The organism is Sphingobium yanoikuyae, from assembly GCF_034424525.1.
In the GTDB taxonomy this organism is placed as follows: Bacteria; Pseudomonadota; Alphaproteobacteria; order Sphingomonadales; family Sphingomonadaceae; genus Sphingobium; species Sphingobium yanoikuyae.
In genome coordinates, this window is the sequence record NZ_CP139979.1 from 2221599 (window position 1) to 2237259 (window position 15661).

The window sequence follows — 15661 nt, forward strand, 5'->3', positions numbered from 1 at the left end:
CGACACGCGATATCACATGCCGCTCCACTCATTGAACCTCGCGTTCATAGGAGTGGGGCGGCATGTTGTTCCGTGACAGCGGGATGATGGAGGGGATGGAATGCGAAAGCTGATGAGCGCCGTTCTGGCGCTTTCTCTTTTTGGAGCGCCGGTTTCTGCGCAGCAGCCCGCCGATCCCTATGCCCCTGCCAAGGCCATCGTCGCCGACGTCAACCGGATCGTGACGCCGAATGGCGTCCAGGAAAATCTGGTCGTGACCTTGGGCGGCGCGCGGCAGGCGATCAATGTGCGCGGCGCCGATCGCGCCAACCCGATCCTCCTCTATGTGCATGGCGGCCCCGGCGCGGTGGAAATGCCCTTCGCCTGGTCGTTCCAGCGGCCATGGGAGGATTTTTTCACCGTCGTCCAGTGGGACCAGCGCGGCGCTGGCAAAAGCTATGCGCTCAACGATCCCAAGGTGATCGCGCCGACCATGACACTGGATCGCTATCGCGACGATGCGATCGAACTGATCGACTATCTCAAGGCTCGCTATGCCAAGCGCAAGGTCTTCCTGCTCGGCCATAGCTGGGGCTCCGCCGTCGGCCTGTCGGTCGCGATCAAGCGGCCCGACCTGCTCTATGCCTATGTCGGCATGGGCCAGGCGATCGACTTCCGCGCCGGCGAACGCATGGGCATGGACTGGACCATCGCGCAGGCGAGGAAAGCCGGCAACGCCGAAGCCGTCAAGGCGATCGAGGCGCTTGCTCCTTATCCCGCCAGCGGGCCGTTCACGATCGACAAGGCGGACGGCTGGCGCCGCTATGCCATTCCTTACGGCTCGCTGATGGCCGACCGGCCCGACCCGACGCTCTATTTCCAGACGCCGCGCCTGTCGCCCGACTATACGCCTGAAGACCGAAAAGCCTGGGGCGTGGGCAGCGAATTTTCGACCACGACCCTGTGGCCGCGCGTCGCCGATGTCAGCTTCGCCAAGGTTCACGAGATGAAGCTGCCGGTGATCATGCTGCTCGGCCGCACCGACTATACCGTGCCCTCGCCGCTCGCCGCGCAATGGATGGACCGGTTGAAAGCCCCCGCCAAGAAGACCATCTGGTTCGAGCATTCGGCCCATATGCCGATGGTCGAGGAACCCGGCCTGGTCCTCAAGGCCCTGATCAACGATGTCCGCCCGCTGGCGGATCAGGAGTAATAATTTCATGGAAACCAAGGCTGGCGATCCCGCCGCTTTCGCCCATTTCGACCTGTACCGCGTCCCCTCGCCCGCCTTCGTCGTCGATGAAGCGGCGGTGCGACGGAACCTGTCGGTGCTGCGCGATATCGGCGACCGCGCCGGGATCAAGGTTCTGGGCGCGCTCAAGGCCTTCTCCATGTGGTCGCTGGGCGGCGTGCTGGGCGAATATCTCGACGGCGTCTGCGCCTCGGGCATCTACGAGGCACGCCTCGGCCGCGAGGAATATCAGGGCGAGGTCGCGACCTATTGCGCTGCCTACAAGCCCGATGATCTCGCCGAAATCCTCAAGATTTCCGACCATGTGATCTTCAACAGCCCCGGCCAGATCGCCCGCATGAAGCCGGTGATCGACGCCGCGCGCGCAGAAGGTCGCATCTTCGACATCGGCCTGCGCATCAATCCGCTCCACCCGGAGGGCGAGGTACCCAAATATGACCCCTCGCAGCCGCACAGCCGCCTTGGCTTCCCGATCGACCAGCTGCGCGCCGAGCATCTGGAGGAGGTGGACGGCCTCCACGTCCACAATCTGTGCGAACAGGATTTCCTGCCGCTCCAGCGCACCTGGGCGGCGATCGAGCCGTTCGTCATGCCCCATGTCGCCGGCCTCAAATGGCTGAACTTCGGCGGTGGCCACCATGTCACCCGCGCCGACTACCAGATCGACGAGCTGATCGCCTTCCTTCAGGCGATCAAGGCGCAGACCGGGCTTGAACTCTATATCGAGCCGGGCGAAGCGATGGCGCTCGATGCGGGCATCCTGATCGGCGAGATCCTCGACGTGATCGACAATGGCATGCCCGTCGCGATCACCGACATCAGCGCCACCTGCCACATGCCCGACGTGATCGAGGCACCCTATCGCCCCGCCATGCTGCATGAGCAGGACGAAGGCCCGGTCACGCGCCTGGGCGGTCCATCCTGCCTGGCGGGCGATATCATCGGCGATTATCGGGTGCCTGGCGGCGCCGAACCGGGCGCCCGCATCGCCTTCCTGGACCAGGCCCATTATTCGATGGTGAAGACCAACACCTTCAACGGCGTGCCCCTGCCCGCCATCTGGCTGTGGAATTCCCAGAGCGATGAACTCCGGGAAATCCGCAGCTTTTCCTACGCGGATTTCAAGAGCCGCCTGTCCTGATTCCATTCCTGTTTCTGTCCGGCCGGGCGTGTGAAATTCCGCGTTAATTTTGCGGAAACTATCTTTCGTCCGGCCGAAATATCCTGCCTTTTCAACGACCCATCCAGGATGACGCACGTTTCATAGCGGGCTGCGCAACAAAATTTTCATATGCGCTTTACAGGGGGGACCCCACCGCATATATCGGCCGCTCGCTGCCCCATGGGACTTCCACCGCAAGGCAGCTTTTTCGCCCTGAACTACACTGGAGGTCCCTTGAGTTGCACAAGCATCATAGCGCGCTGGGGGTAGCGACCGCCCTCACACCGGCAGCACCGGTAACGCTGATCCGTCCCGAAGCCGCAGCTCGGGCCGCCCGTTTCTTCACTGAGAAGTTTCCGGGTCGCTCGCTCTATGCAGTCAAGGCGAATCCGTCTCCTGATCTGATCCGTACGCTTTTCGATTCGGGCATCACGCATTTCGACGTGGCCTCGATCGCCGAAGTGCGTCTCGTTGCCGAAACGCTCGAAGGCAAGGCCAAGCTCTGCTTCATGCACCCGGTCAAGGCCGAGGAAGCGATCGCAGAAGCGTACCATGTCCATGGCGTGCGCACCTTCTCGCTCGACACGATCGACGAGCTGGAAAAGATCATGCGCGCCACCGGTGATGCGACCGATCTGGAGCTGTGCGTGCGTCTGCGCGTCTCGTCCGAACATTCGGAACTCAGCCTGGCGTCGAAGTTCGGCGCGGAGCTGGGCGAGACCCGCGAGCTGCTGATGGCAACCCGTCAGGCCGCCGATGCGCTGGGCATCTGCTTCCATGTCGGCAGCCAGGCGATGAGCCCCCAGGCCTATAGCGATGCGATCGAGCGCGTGCGCGCCGCGATCGTGGACGCAGCCGTCACGGTCGACATCATCGATGTCGGCGGCGGCTTCCCGTCCATCTATCCGGGTATGGAGCCGGTCGCGCTCGAAAATTATTTCGAGGCGATCCATCGCGGCTTTGAAAGCCTGCCGGTCAGCTACTCGTCGGAACTGTGGTGCGAACCCGGCCGCGCGCTGTCGGCGGAATATAGCTCGATCATCGTGCGCGTCGAACGCCGCCGTGGCCAGGAACTCTACATCAACGACGGCGCCTATGGCGCGCTGTTCGATGCCGCGCATATCGGCTGGCGCTTCCCCGTCGCCCTGCTGCGCGAGGATGAGAGCGAGGAAGAGTTGGAAGGCTTCTCCTTCTATGGCCCGACCTGCGACGACATGGACCATATGGTCGGCCCGTTCATGCTCCCGGCGGACGTGAAGGTCGGCGACTATATCGAGATCGGCATGCTCGGCGCCTATGGCGCGGCGATGCGTACCGGCTTCAACGGCTTCACCTCGGAATCGACGATCGAAGTGTCGGACGAGCCGATGGCCAGCCTCTATGCCGAAACGCTGCCGGCCCGTCGTCGCGCAACTGTCATCAAGCTCGGTTAAGACGGGCGTCGCTCCCCTTTAGGAGAGGATGCCCGTCCAACGGCCCGCATAGGCCGAGGATCGAACGAAAGACTATATCCCTCGCTGCCGCCCCCTCGCAGCGAGGGATTTTCTTTGGGGCATTTGCCCCCTCAACGACGGTGTGAACTTCGCAGGAAATCGCTCAGGGGCGCCGGAAAATCCCGACCAGTTCGACATGGGTCGACCAGCGGAACTGGCCGACCGGCATGACGCTGTCGAGCACATAGCCACCCGCCACCAGATGCGCGGCATCGCGGGCAAAGCTGCCCGGATTGCACGAGACATAGGCAATCAGCGGCACGGTCGACTGCGCCAGTTGCATCGCCTGTTCGCGCGCACCAGCACGGGGCGGATCGATCACCACGGCGGCAAAGCGGTTCAGTTCCTCGGGCGTCAGCGGCCGGCGGAACAGATCGCGATGATCCGCCACCATGCGCCGCTGCGCGCGATGGCCGGCAAGCTTGAGCGACAGCACCAGATCGCGCGCGCCCTCCGCCGCATAGACCGGCCGATTGGCGCCGATCGCCAGCGCAAAGGTGCCGAGACCGCAGAACAGGTCGGCGACAGCCCCGGTTGCCGGCAGCGCATCCTGCACTGCCTTCACCAGCGCCGCCTCGCCATCAGGTGTCGCCTGCAGGAAGGAATAGGGCGGAAAGCCGACCGCGACGCCACCAAAGCTGACGGTCACCGGTTCCGGCTCCCACCGCGTCTCCGGGCCATCGCCCTGGTCGATGGTCAGCCGTGCCAGAGCGTGCCCGCGGGCGAAATCGCCCAGCGCCTCGTCCGCCGCCAGCCCCTCGACCTTCACGCCTTCCAGCAGCAGGTCGACGCCCTGATCGGTCAGCGACATGCGCACATGCGCGGCGCGCTTGTCGGGCAGGCAGGTCAGCAGCATCGTCCGCAGCGGCGCGATCAGTGCAAACAGGCGCGGATCCAGTATCTCGCACATCGTCAGGTCGACCAGAACATGGCTGCCCTGCTCGGCAAAGCCGATGGTGATCCGCTTGCCCTGCCGCGCGGCACGCAGCGAGGCACGGCGACGCGTGCGCGGTGGCGAAACATGGGCCGGCAGCACCATCTGCGGCACTACGCCCTGCCCGGCCAGCGCGCCGGTCACGCGGGCGCTGACGAAATCAGCCAGGCTCGGCTCGTCGATCTGCTGCAGTTCGCAGCCACCGCATCCGGGAAAATGGATGCAGGGCGCGTCGACATGATGCGGGCCAGCGATGATGCTGCCGTCGGCAGCGATCCGGTCGCCCGGTGCTACCAGTGCGAAATGCCGCCCATCGGCGGTGACGCCATCGCCCTTGGCGGCGATGCGGAGGATGAGATCATTATCTTGGGTCACAGCCGCGAGCCGATAGCGGCTGGAAGCGCGGCAAGCAAATCATCCGCGACAAAAGCCGGCCCGGCTCGCCGTGCGGCCTCCCCATGCAGCCAGACCGCCTCGCACGCCGCGCGAAACGGATCGCCGGTCACGGCCAGTCGCCCGGCGGCTAGCCCCGCCAGCACATCGCCCGTGCCAGCGGTCGACAACCAGGTCGAAGCACTCCGCGCCACGGCTACCCGGCCATCCGGCGCGGCGATCACGCTGTCCGCACCCTTGTAGACCACAACCGAGCTCGCCATGCGCGCACCGGCCAGCGCCCGATCGATCTTGCTGCCCGGCAGATCGCCGAAAAGCCGGACGAATTCGCCCTCATGCGGGGTCAGGATCGATCCGGCCGGGACATGGGTAGCCGCCCTTCCTGCGAGCAAGGTGAGCGCGTCGGCGTCCAGCACCAGCGGCCGTCCGCATGCCAGCGCTGCATCAAGCCGCGCCTGCGCCCCATCCTCCCGACCCAATCCCGGACCGACCAGCACGGCCGCCAGCCTAGGGTCGGAAAGAGCGTCGCTCAGGACAGCCTCATCCTCAACCTGCTGATGAACGATGGCATGTGGCCCGGCCTCACAAGGCGATGCGTCATAGCGCCTCACCATGCCAGCACCGGAATGGGCCGCCGCGGCTGCCGCCAGCGCCGCCGCGCCCGGCATAAGACCGCCGACAACCCCGACCAGACCTCGGCTATATTTATGCGCAGCAGCGTCAGGCGCACGAAGCTGCGGCGGTGCAAGCATATGCATGTCCTGCGGCATGGCGAGGCCAATGTCCGCCCGCACCAGCTTTCCCATAAGACTAGCCGCCGGTTGCAACAGATGCGCGGGCTTGAATGCGCCCAATGCGATCGTCACGTCGAACTTCGGCACCGCCGACAATAGCCGGCCATCATCCGTCCCCACCCCGCTGGGCAGATCAATCGCATAGCTGTGATTGGCATGCGCCACCAATTCGCCCAATCGGTCCGCCACCGCCGCATCCAGGCCGCGCGTCAGCCCCGTGCCGAACAGCGCGTCGACCAATTGTGCCGCCGGCGCGGCATCGGCCAGCGCCTCTACCGGGCCGTCCCATAATGCCCTGGCCCGCTGGGCCGATGCGGTTCGGCTGTCCCCCAGGGAGGAGACCCGCACCGGCACGCCCAGTTCGCGCAATATACGCGCGATAACAAAGCCATCACCGCCATTATTGCCAGGACCACAGAGGATCAGTGCATCGCGTCGATGCCCGGCACGCCAGATGATCTGCGCCGCCGCAGCCCCCGCCCGTTCCATCAATGCATATGGATCGACACCAGCATCAAAAGCCGCCTGCTCGGCCGCGCGCATGGCCTCTGCCGTCAATATCGGGTCGGGCACCATCAATTCGGCTTGGCCGCCACGGTAGCGGGCAGCCGATACCGGTCGGCACCGATCGTCACTTCGACCAGCCCCTTGTCGATAATGGTGAGCTTCGCCTCCTCGGCGCCATCGGCCGAAACCAGGCCACGCCCGTCCTGCACGATCCTGAGCCGCCGGAACCCGCCATCGGGATGGCGCAGGGTCAGCATGTCGCCCTCGCGTTCGACGCCGCAGGCCCGCGACCAATCACCCTTGCCGATCGCGCAGTCGGTCAAGCTTTCGTCATCGGCGATCGCCCCGCTCCCGCCGCCCTTGCCGTCACATCCCGCCAAGGCCAGCCCCGCCAGCAATAATGCGCCAGACAATCGCAGCCCCATCAGAACATCCCCTTTCGACATCCTTATAACCCGGCGCGCCAGGCCCGACCATCAACTCAGTCGGTTACGGCACTCCAGCACGATCGGTCCGAGCAGATCGGCAAAGCGGCGCTGCCCCGCAGCCTCGTCAACCAGATCCTGCCGCATCTCGATCCCCAGATAGGGGATGCCATTGGCTTCCGCATGGCGGTTCATGGTCGCGTTGAGCAATTGCCCCGAATAGGGCAGTTGGTCGCCGACATTCAGGCCGGCCGCCTCCAGCATCGGAATGGCGATCCGCGCCGCCCGATCATCCTGATTATAGAGAATGCCGATATCCCAGGGCCGCTGCTGCGCCGGATCGCTCGCCAGGCGCGGCGTGAAACTATGCACGGACAGGATGAAGGGTGACGTCATGCCGTCAAGCATGGCCGCCACCTGATGATGATAGGGATGATGGAAGCGACGCATCCGTTCGGCCAGATCAGCGTCCCGATTACCCGGAATGGCATGGCCGTCGCTCATCACCGGCAACAGGCCAGGCGCATTCTCTTCGCGGTTGAGATCGATGACCAGGCGAGAGATACCGGCCAGGATCGCCGAGCAGTTCAGTTGCGCCGCGAGCAACTGGCTGACCTCCGCCACGCCGATGTCGATCGCGATATGTTCACGAAGCAGCGTCGGATCGATGCCCAAGTCGATATCGTCGGGGACATGGGCCGAGGCATGATCGACGATGATCAGCAGGTCGAGATCGCCCTCGCGCACGGTGATGAAGGCTTCGCTCATGATGTCCTGATCCTCGTTTCCATCACCCACCAATCCGGATGATCATGGCGGAGGGCCGTCGCGGCCTGCGTCATTGCCTGCCCGTCATCGAACAACGCGAAACAGGTCGCGCCCGACCCGGACATACGCACCAGCCGGGGAGCTTGCGCCTGCAATGCCTGCAGCACATCACCGATCACCGGCGCCAACAGCCGGGCCGGCGCCTCCAGATCATTGCGGCCGGCGCGCGCAAGCCCGTCAATATTCCGAGCATCGAGCGGGCCACGATCGATCCTGTCCCAGCCGGCAAAGACCGATGCCGTCGACACGCCGACCCGCGGATTGACCAGCAGCATCGGCCGGCACGACAGGTCATCCAGTGCCTGCGCCTCCAGCAGTTCGCCACGGCCGCGCACCAACTGCGTGGTACTGGCCAAGCAGGCCGGCACGTCCGAGCCAAGCGACAGGGATAATTGCTGTAATACAGCGCCTTCCACGGTGATATTCCAGAGACGCATCAGCAGGCGTAGCGTCGCAGCCGCATCCGCCGAACCGCCACCGATACCCGACGCAACCGGCAGTCGCTTATCGAGCCGAATATCGGCGCCGGCCGTTATCCCGGTGGCCGCCTGAAGACTTCTCGCCGCTCGCATGACCAGATTGTCCTCGTCGCCGCTCAGGCCAGCACCACAAGGGCCTTCCACGGCGAGCGTGATAACGCCATCGTCGCGATGCCCGGCGCGGAGAATGTCCCCATCCTCGGCAAAGACGAACAGGCTTTCCAGCGCATGATAGCCATCCGCGCGACGCTCTCGCACATGCAAGGCAAGATTGACCTTTGCATAAGCAATTTCAGTTAGTTGATCAGATATATTCACAGAATTTCAATGCAATCTCAGGGCGCGGCATATTCGGGTTTCAGCCCTTCACGGGCCTTGGCGTCAAGCCGGTTGGCGACATCCCCTTCCGCGAAGACGGCCGCTGCGCGCCATGCATAGCGGGCTTCGTAGCGGCGACCGGCGGTCCACAGCGCATCGCCCAGATGCTCGTTGATCGTCGCATCGCCGGGCGCTCCGGCTGCGGCGCGTTCCAGCACCGGGACAGCGCCCTTGACGTCCCCGGTCACGAACTTGGCCCAGCCAAGCGAGTCCGTGATCGAGGCATCCTGGGGCTTGAGCGCACTCGCCTTTTTCAGCAGGTCGAGCGCCACATCGACATTCTGCCGCCGTTCGATCTGGGCATAGCCGAGATAATTGAGGATGACCGGTTCATTCGGGGCCATGACGGCCGCCTTTTCGAGCACCGCACGGGCTTCGTCCCACCGCTTGCCCTGCTCCAGCGCACTGCCTTCAAACAGCAGCAGCGCCCAGGGCAGGCTGTCCGCCGAATAGCCCGCCTGCGCACGATGAAAGGCCGACGCAGCGCCGTCGAAATCACCGGAGTCTGCCAGCAATCGTCCAAGCCTTACAAGGCGTTCCGGCTCAGCGTTGAGAGCCGATGCCAGGCTCTGTGCCAGTGCAATCGCGCCGTCGCGATCTCCTGATGCCGCCAGTGCCTCGACCAGTTCCGCCTGGGCGAGCGCGCCATACCAGCCAGTCGCCGGCACCTTGCGCGCTTCCGCCGCCGCATAATTGGCAAGATCACCCGCCACCAGCAGTTTCGCCGCCACCAGATGCGGCTCGGCAGCGGCCGGATCGGCAAAGGTCGCGATCCGCGCCAGACGAATGCCCAGCGCCGTGCCCGTTTCATCAGACGCGATGTCGACCGCGAGGCGGGCCAACAATTGCGCAAAGCCCTGCCTGGGTGTGAAGGGCGCGGCAATCGCTCCCGGCACCTTGCCGCGGGCAACGTCCGTACGGGCCTTGGCGAAGCTCGCCTCATCGGCGGGCAGCAGGGCCAGGGCATCCGCCTTCGCCCGGCGCCCGGCCAGTTGCGCGGCGAAGGTCAGGCGCAGCGCTTCGTCGTCCGTCACGCGCAAGGCCAAGGCGCGACGCATCGCGCCGATGGCCTCTTCCTTGTCGCCCCGCGCCATGGCCTGCAACGCCACATGTTCGTCAAGATAGCGGGCGCCCAGCGCGCCGAACTTGTCCTTGCTGTCGATGACGGGCGCCACATAGCGGCGCTGGCCCAGCGATATCCAGCTTTGCACGATCGGGGCGAGGAAGGAGAAATTGCCCTCCTCCACCAGGCGATCGGTGAAGGTCTGCGCCGTCGCCCAATCCTTGCGGCCCAATGCGTCGCAAATCCGCAGCAAGGTGCCGTCGCGCGGCAGCATGCCGCCCTCATCCAGCAATGCGGCCGATTGCAGCGCCAGCGGCATGTCGCCACTTTCCAATGCCTGCACATAGGAACGGCGGGCAATGGCGAGGCTCGTCGGATCGCCGGCGAGGGCCACACGATAGCTGTCGACCGCAACGCCCAACGCGCCTTCACCATCGGCAAGGCGCGCGCGGGCATAGGCATGCAAGGCCATATCGGGATCAACCGATGCGCCGGCCGCAGCCGGCAGCATCAGCAACAGTCCTGGAATCAGGCCCCTACATGTTCGGATAATTCGGTCCTCCACCGCCCTCGGGCACGACCCAGTTGATATTCTGGGTCGGGTCCTTGATGTCGCATGTCTTGCAGTGGACGCAATTCTGCGCGTTGATCTGGAAGCGAGGCTCCCCTTCTTCCAGACCGACCACTTCATAGACACCGGCAGGACAATAACGCTGAGCCGGCTCGTCATAAAGGGGCAGATTGTAGGAAATCGGGACCGACGGATCCTTGAGCTGCAGATGGACCGGCTGGTCCTCCTCATGATTGGTGTTCGACAGGAACACAGAGGACAGACGGTCGAAGCTGATCACGCCATCAGGCTTGGGATAGGCGATCTTCTCGCACTGGTCCTTGCGCCACAATTTCTCGCAATCGGGCTTGTGCTTCATGGTGAAAGGCAGGCCGATCTTGAGCGTGCGCATCCACATGTCGATGCCCGCCAGCAGCGTGCCGATGGTGTTGCCGAACTTGGCCAGCAGCGGCTCGGCATTCTTCACCAGCTTCAGTTCGTCCGCGATCCAGCTGGAACGCAGGCGATCCTCATAATCGTGCAGCACGTCGCGCGCGCGCTCGTCCTGGATCGCCTCGAACGCGGCCTCGGCGGCCAGCATGCCCGACTTCATGGCGGTATGGCTGCCCTTGATGCGCGGCACGTTGACGAAGCCGGCCGAGCAACCGATCAGAGCACCGCCGGGGAAGACCAGCTTGGGGATCGACTGCCAGCCGCCCTCGTTGATCGCGCGCGCGCCATAGGAAACGCGGCGACCGCCCTCCAGGAACTTGCGGATTTCCGGATGCTGCTTCCAGCGCTGGAATTCCTCGAACGGATAAAGGTGCGGGTTGCGATAGCCCAGCCCGACAACGAAGCCGAGCGCAACCTGGCCATTGGCCTGATGATAGAGAAAACCGCCGCCATATGCGTCAGTTAGCGGCCATCCCTGCGTATGGATGACAAGGCCCGGCTGATGCTTGGCGGGATCGATGTCCCACAATTCCTTCATCCCCAGACCATAGACCTGCGGCTCGCAATCGGCCTCCAGGTCGAACTGGCGCTTGAGGATCTTGGTCAGGTGGCCGCGCGCGCCCTCCGCAAAGAAGGTATATTTGGCGTGCAGTTCCAGGCCCGGCTGATAGTCCGCCTTGCGCTCGCCATCACGGGCAATGCCCATGTCGCCGGTCGCGACGCCCTTCACGCTGCCATCCTCATTGTAGAGGATTTCGGCAGCGGCGAAGCCGGGGAAGATTTCGACGCCAAGACCTTCGGCCTGCTCGGCCAGCCAGCGGCACAGATTGCCCAGCGATCCGGTATAGGTACCCTTATTGTGCATCCAGCCCGGCGTCATGATGTGCGGCATCGCCATCTTGCCCGCCTTGGACAAGACCCAATGCTGGTTGTCGGTGACCGGAACATCGGCCATCGGGCAGCCCTGTTCCTTCCAGTCGGGGATCAGCTCATCCAGCGCCCTGGGATCGACCACCGCGCCCGACAGGATATGGGCGCCGATTTCCGACCCCTTTTCCAGCACGCAGACGGCCAGTTCCTGCCCGGCGGCATTGGCCAATTGCTTCAGCCGGATCGCTGCAGACAGGCCAGCCGGTCCCCCACCGACGATGACGATGTCATAGGGCATCGAATCCCGTTCGCTCATAATCCCTCCATAAAGGCGCCCGCCAGCACATGCCCGGCCATCCGGTCGCCTTATTACTCCAACGTTTTGACATTCCACGCGATGAAGATTCTTGACCCTCGCGTCAACCTCTGGCCCAAGGGCATCGTGATGCGGGGATTAGAGCGGGACTTTGGAGCCGCAGCGCCTGACGCCTATCTGGCGTGGTGGTCGCTGGCGGGGGTGGACGGCGCCGTAGCGGAAGCACCAGTCAACTGGTTGCGGCCCCAGCCGACACGCGCGCAGCTGGCCGAGCAGGCTGCGAAAGCCTTTGCCCCGCCACCGCCCGAAAAACCCAAGACGCTCGACGCCTATCTCGAATGGCTTGCCAGTGATTCGGCCCAGCCCGAACGCAAATGGCCCGGCACCCCGATCCTGCCGACCGGCCCGGCCGAAGCGCCGCTGATGGTCATCACCGACATGCCCGACATGGCAGATGCCGGCGCGGGCCATTTGTTCGCCGATCGCGCTGGCGCTTTGTTCGATGCCATGATGCGGGCCATCGGCCTGCGCCGCGACGATATCTGCCTGGCCTCGCTGTTTACCGTCCGCCCCGCCGGCGGCATGGTGGAGGCAAGCGATCTGGCCCATGTCGCCGATCGTATCAGGCTGCATGTCCATCTCGCCGCACCGCGCCGCCTGCTCCTGCTCGGCGATCGGACGGCCCGTGCGCTGCTTCCGACCGATGGCGCCGACCGGCCCGCCGGTTTACGCCCCTTTAACCATGATGGCGGCACTGTGCCCGCCATTGCCACATTCCATCCGCGCCTGCTGCTCAGCCAGCCCGCGGCCAAGGCGGAATGCTGGCGCGCCCTGCAAAGCCTGATTGAGGAAGATCGCCCGTGATTCGCGTTGCAACCCGCATTTCCAGCCTTGCCCTGCTCAGCATGAGCGCGGCGCTGGCGATCCCGGCCAGTGCCAAGGCGGCCGAAACCCTCCCCACCTTGCCGACCAGTTCCACCGCCGGCACGCCGCTGCAGCTGTCCGATGGCGACAAGGCGCGCTACAATGCCATCTTCGCCGCCCTGCGCGACCAGAAATGGTCGGATGCCAAGGCGATGATCCTGGCACTTGACCCCCAGGACGCGGTCCGTCCGCTCGCCCTGTCGGAACTTTATCTTGCCAAGGGGTCGCCGCGCGTCGAGCTGTTCGATCTGCTCGACCTCGTCAACAAGGCGGCCTGGCTGCCCAAGGCCGACCAGCTTTCCCGTCTGGCGCAGAAGCGCGGCGCGACCATCCTGCCCGATCTGCCGCAGGTGCAGAAGCTGGTATGGCTCGGCTCCGCCCCCCGCCGCCAATATGTCAGCGGCAGCAAGACGGACGTTCTCGCGCAGAGCCTGTCGGCCCAGATCCTGACCTTCATCAAGAATGACGATCCGGCCGGCGCGGAAGGACTGCTCACCGCTGGCGAAGCGGGGCTGACGCCCGAAGGCCTGACCGAGGTGCGCCAGCGTGTAGCCTGGGCCTATTATATCGAGAGCGACGACCTCAACGCGCGCCGCATGGCCGCGCGCGCGCTCGAAACCCGTACCGGCGGCGACTGGACCGTGCAGGCCCACTGGACGACGGGCCTTGCCGCCTGGCGCCAGAATGATTGCCGCGCTGCGGCCCCGGCCTTCGCCAATGTCGCGGCGCTGGCGGGCGATGCGGACATGCGCGCGGCCGGCGCCTATTGGGCATCGCGCGCCTATATGGTCTGCGGCGAGGCCGAGAAGGTCGAGAATATGCTGAAGCTCGCGGCGCGATCCGACGAGACCTTCTATGGCCTGCTCGCCCGCGAGAGCCTGGGCATGCCGCTGGGCGGCGCGACCATGAACGCGCGTTTCAGCGACAATGACTGGCGCCAGCTCAAGGACAGCCCCAATGTCCGCAGCGCGATCGCACTGGCCGATATTGGCGAGAATGGCCGCGCCGACGAGATTCTGCGCTATCAGGCGAAGCTGGGCGGCACCGCCCAATATGATGCGCTGCTGCGCCTGGCCAGCGCGCTCAACCTGCCCGCAACCCAGCTCTGGCTCGCCCATAATGGCCCGGCCGGCAAGCAGCCCGACAGCTTCGCCCGCTTCCCGGCGCCGGCCTGGCGGCCGGACGGCGGCTGGCGTGTCGACCCGTCGCTGATCTACGCCCATACGCTGCAGGAATCCGGCTTCCGTTCGGACGTCGTCTCCAGCGCCGGCGCCCGCGGCCTGATGCAGGTGCGCCCCGGAACCGCCGGCGATGTCGGCCTTTCCAACGCATCGCAATTGTTCGTGCCGTCCACCAACATGGAATATGGCCAGCGCTATCTGGAATCGCTCCGCGACATGAGCGCAACCGGCGGCCTGCTGCCCAAGGTGATGGCCGCCTATAATGCCGGCCCGCTGCCGGTCGAACGCTGGAACAGCGAGGTGAAGGACAAGGGCGATCCCCTGCTCTTCATCGAATCCCTGCCCTATTATGAAACCCGCGCCTATGTGAACATCGTCATGCGCAACTATTGGATGTACCAGATCCAGGCAAAGGGCGAGGCGGATTGCCTGACCGGTATGGCGCAGGGCATGTGGCCAACCTTCCCCAATGCCAAGGGCGTCAAGCTGGTGCGTCTCAGCAAGGCCGATGGCCGGGCGATGATTGCCGGCGGATCGGATTGATGCCGATCGACGAGGGCCGGACCTTCCTGCCCGTCCGCATTGCCGTCCTGACCGTTTCCGACACCCGTACCTTGGCCGACGACCGGTCCGGCGACACGCTGGTCGATCGCCTGACCGGCGCGGGCCATGTCCTGGCCGACCGACTGATCGTCACCGATGATCGCAGCGCCATCGTCGCGCGCCTTCACGCCTGGATCGACGATCCGCAGGTCGATGTTATCCTGACTACTGGTGGCACCGGCGTCACCGGCCGGGATGTCACACCCGAAGCACTGGCCCAGGTGCAGGACAAGGAAATTCCCGGTTTCGGCGAACTGTTCCGGTGGCTCAGCTATCAGTCGATCGGCACATCGACCATCCAGTCGCGCGCCACCGCCTGCGTCGCGCGCGGCACCTATATCTTCGCCCTGCCCGGCTCGACCGGCGCGGTGCGGGATGCATGGGACGGCATTCTCGCCAGCCAACTCGACAGCCGGTTCCGCCCCTGCAATTTCGTCGAGCTGATGCCGCGCCTCACCGAGCGCTAAACGCCTGTTTGAAAAATCGCAAAAGGGCGATTTTTCGTTACGGCTCCAGCCCGCTCCCCTTCACTTCTTGAGCGTGGGCGCCGGGTTCTCCTTGAAGAATTTGCTGAGTTCGCCGAGCATCACTGACCACCAGTCGACCACATCGGCAAAATTCTCCTGATTGAGACCGCCGATCGTGCTGACATCATAAGACACGTCCAGCGTCTTGTCGTCGGCCAGCGACATCTGGATGAAGCGCTTGGACTGGTTCCACTTGTTCGCCAGCTCGACCGTGTTGCCGCCATCATCCGCGAAATTGATACCGAACTGCAACGAGTTGCAGTCCTTCATTTCTTCGCAGCCATAGAAATAGATGGTGAAATTATAGCCGCTGGCAGCGCTCTCGATCATCGGGTTACCGGTCGACTTGCTCTTGGTCAGCGCCGCCTTGTAGCCCGCCGCCTGTAGCGCATCGACCACCGACTGTGGCCGGCTGGCGCAGACCATATTTGCGGCACAATCCGTCGTCGGCGTCGCGGCATCGGCCGCGCCTGCCATCATCATCAGAGCCGGAACAAGCCACCAGGCACGCATGATATTTCCCCCTGCTTTCAAGGGGGCAGCCATGACG

General features: G+C 64.6%; 14 protein-coding genes. 6 read left to right on the forward strand and 8 right to left on the reverse strand.

Translation table 11 applies throughout. The features are described 5' to 3' along the window. The first annotated feature begins 100 nt into the window (after positions 1-100). From U0025_RS10170 to U0025_RS10180, 3 genes are all read left to right on the forward strand, one after another. Complete coding sequence (locus U0025_RS10170; protein WP_004207264.1) at positions 101-1192, forward strand: alpha/beta fold hydrolase; 1092 nt, start codon at positions 101-103, stop codon at positions 1190-1192. A 7-nt stretch (positions 1193-1199) separates the two neighbouring features. Beyond that, entirely contained in the window at positions 1200-2372 is a 1173-nt protein-coding gene (locus tag U0025_RS10175) for a carboxynorspermidine decarboxylase (protein WP_004207265.1), read from the forward strand. Between the two features lie 260 nt (positions 2373-2632). Beyond that, complete coding sequence (locus U0025_RS10180) at positions 2633-3826, forward strand: type III PLP-dependent enzyme (RefSeq protein WP_004207266.1); 1194 nt, start codon at positions 2633-2635, stop codon at positions 3824-3826. 163 nt (positions 3827-3989) lie between these two features. Here the strand turns inward: U0025_RS10180 and U0025_RS10185 are convergent, their stop codons facing one another. The 7 genes from U0025_RS10185 to U0025_RS10215 are packed head-to-tail and all read right to left on the reverse strand — an operon-like array spanning position 3990 to position 11876. After that, a complete protein-coding gene (locus tag U0025_RS10185; protein WP_004207267.1) occupies positions 3990-5195 on the reverse strand; it encodes a class I SAM-dependent RNA methyltransferase in 1206 nt (401 codons plus the stop codon). Further along, complete coding sequence (locus U0025_RS10190) at positions 5192-6583, reverse strand: bifunctional ADP-dependent NAD(P)H-hydrate dehydratase/NAD(P)H-hydrate epimerase (RefSeq protein ID WP_004207268.1); 1392 nt, start codon at positions 6581-6583, stop codon at positions 5192-5194. The genes U0025_RS10185 and U0025_RS10190 overlap by 4 nt, the downstream gene beginning before the upstream one ends. Further along, positions 6583-6939, reverse strand: coding sequence for a hypothetical protein (locus U0025_RS10195; protein ID WP_004207269.1), 357 nt, complete (start codon positions 6937-6939; stop codon positions 6583-6585). Before U0025_RS10195 ends, U0025_RS10190 begins: the two co-directional genes overlap by 1 nt. A 51-nt stretch (positions 6940-6990) precedes the next feature. Beyond that, positions 6991-7707, reverse strand: coding sequence for an N-formylglutamate amidohydrolase (locus tag U0025_RS10200; protein ID WP_004207270.1), 717 nt, complete (start codon positions 7705-7707; stop codon positions 6991-6993). Then, complete coding sequence (locus tag U0025_RS10205) at positions 7704-8564, reverse strand: 4-(cytidine 5'-diphospho)-2-C-methyl-D-erythritol kinase (protein WP_051156871.1); 861 nt, start codon at positions 8562-8564, stop codon at positions 7704-7706. Before U0025_RS10205 ends, U0025_RS10200 begins: the two co-directional genes overlap by 4 nt. Positions 8565-8581: 17 nt before the next feature. Then, on the reverse strand, positions 8582-10198 hold the full coding sequence (locus U0025_RS10210; RefSeq protein WP_004207272.1) for a tetratricopeptide repeat protein: 1617 nt from the start codon (positions 10196-10198) through the stop codon (positions 8582-8584). 25 nt (positions 10199-10223) lie between these two features. Then, complete coding sequence (locus U0025_RS10215; protein WP_004207273.1) at positions 10224-11876, reverse strand: electron transfer flavoprotein-ubiquinone oxidoreductase; 1653 nt, start codon at positions 11874-11876, stop codon at positions 10224-10226. An 81-nt stretch (positions 11877-11957) separates the two neighbouring features. On the opposite strand from U0025_RS10215, the gene U0025_RS10220 reads away from it, so the two are divergent. From U0025_RS10220 to moaB, 3 genes are read left to right on the forward strand one after another with little or no spacing between them, the layout of a single operon-like run. Beyond that, positions 11958-12740: a uracil-DNA glycosylase family protein gene (locus U0025_RS10220; protein WP_004207274.1), complete on the forward strand. Its 783-nt coding sequence runs from the start codon at positions 11958-11960 to the stop codon at positions 12738-12740. Next, positions 12737-14524, forward strand: coding sequence for a lytic transglycosylase domain-containing protein (locus tag U0025_RS10225; protein WP_004207275.1), 1788 nt, complete (start codon positions 12737-12739; stop codon positions 14522-14524). Before U0025_RS10220 ends, U0025_RS10225 begins: the two co-directional genes overlap by 4 nt. After that, the gene (moaB, locus tag U0025_RS10230) at positions 14524-15051 is read left to right on the forward strand and encodes a molybdenum cofactor biosynthesis protein B (RefSeq protein WP_004207276.1); all 528 of its coding nucleotides are present in this window, start codon (positions 14524-14526) and stop codon (positions 15049-15051) included. The genes U0025_RS10225 and moaB overlap by 1 nt, the downstream gene beginning before the upstream one ends. Positions 15052-15111: 60 nt before the next feature. Here the strand turns inward: moaB and U0025_RS10235 are convergent, their stop codons facing one another. Beyond that, the gene (locus U0025_RS10235) at positions 15112-15624 is read right to left on the reverse strand and encodes a YbjN domain-containing protein (RefSeq protein ID WP_004207277.1); all 513 of its coding nucleotides are present in this window, start codon (positions 15622-15624) and stop codon (positions 15112-15114) included. Between the last annotated feature and the right edge of the window lie 37 nt (positions 15625-15661).